Source organism: Streptomyces flavofungini (assembly GCF_041028215.1).
Lineage (GTDB): Bacteria > Actinomycetota > Actinomycetes > Streptomycetales > Streptomycetaceae > Streptomyces > Streptomyces flavofungini_B.
The window spans coordinates 1-1,185 of the sequence record NZ_JASKYR010001360.1; the positions used below are offsets into that span (position 1 = coordinate 1).

Sequence of the window (1,185 nt, forward strand, 5' to 3'; positions counted from 1 at the left end):
CTCCAGCTCCATGAGGCGCGGGCCGTCGTCCGGACCGTCGCCGTCGACGATGTCCACGCGCGCGTAGAGCAGCTCGGGCTCGCCGGGCACGGCCGCGAGCGCCCGCGCGGCGACCTCCAGTTCGGCGGCGGACGGCTCGTGGGGGCGCAGGTCGGGTGGGCCGTCTTGGCGGCGTCGTAGGGCGTGCCGGGCGCGAGGACCGCGCCCTTGCGTATCGCGTGCAGGAACTGTCCGCCGATGAAGACGAGGGCGCGCTCCCCGGTGACGTCGATCCGCCGTACGTAGGGCTGCACCATGGCGGTGAGGCCCTCGCCGTGCATCCGGGCGATGTGGGCGAGGGCCGTGCCGCGCTCATCGGCGCGGTAGCGGCCGGCGTACCGCGACCCGGCCCCGGAGGCGGGTTTGACGACGAACTCCCTGTCGCCGTCGGGGAGTTCAGGTCGCTCGCCCGGCGCGAAGTAGGCCGTGGGCACGGTGGGCACGCCCGCCGCCGCCAGCTCACCCAGGTACCGCTTGTCGGTGCTCCACCGCACGACGTCCGCCGGGTTGGCGAGCCGGGTGAGCCCGGCGCAGCGCTCGGCCCACGCCACGTACTCCTCGGTGCGCCAGCTGTAGTCCCAGGTCGACCTGATCATCGCGAGGTCGAACGCGGCCCAGTCGGCCTCCGGGTCGTCCCACCCGATGACGCGGACCTCGGCGTCCGCCTCGCCGAGGGCCCGCGCCAGGGCGCCCAGATCACGGTCGCGTTCCGGCCGCGGGCGTTGGGTCACCAGCGCGATGCGGGGGCTTGCCACGGGAACTCCTAGCTCTGCCGGTTCCCCGTACGCCTGTTCGTGCGTACGGGACTTCGACCCCGCAGGCTAACAACCGCCTCCCGCGCCCCCGCGGCTCAGGTCAGCAGCACACCCGCGTACGAGATCCCGGCGATGACGACCCAGGAGAGCAGCCCGAGCGCGGCGACCCGGCCGCCCGTGCGGGTCAGCGAGGGCAGGTCGACCGCGCTGCCGAGCCCGAAGAGCGCGGCGGCGAGCAGGAGTTCCTGTGCCGTCTGGGCGGCGTCGAGCGCACCGCCGGGCAGCAGCCCCGTGGTGCGCAGCAGGACCATGGCGAGGAACCCGGCGACGAACAGCGGCACGAGCGGCGGACGCTTGGCGGCCTTGCCGCTCCCGTCCCCCGCGACCACAC

1 protein-coding gene and 1 pseudogene are annotated in these 1,185 nt (G+C 74.7%); both read right to left on the reverse strand.

Annotated features, from left to right (window positions below):
* A pseudogene (locus AB8Z36_RS41055) lies at positions 1-794 on the reverse strand (ATP-grasp domain-containing protein); the annotation flags it as partial.
* A 95-nt stretch (positions 795-889) separates the two neighbouring features.
* Positions 890-1,185: putative sulfate exporter family transporter (locus AB8Z36_RS41060; protein WP_369218431.1), on the reverse strand; the 296-nt coding region annotated here is incomplete at its 5' end.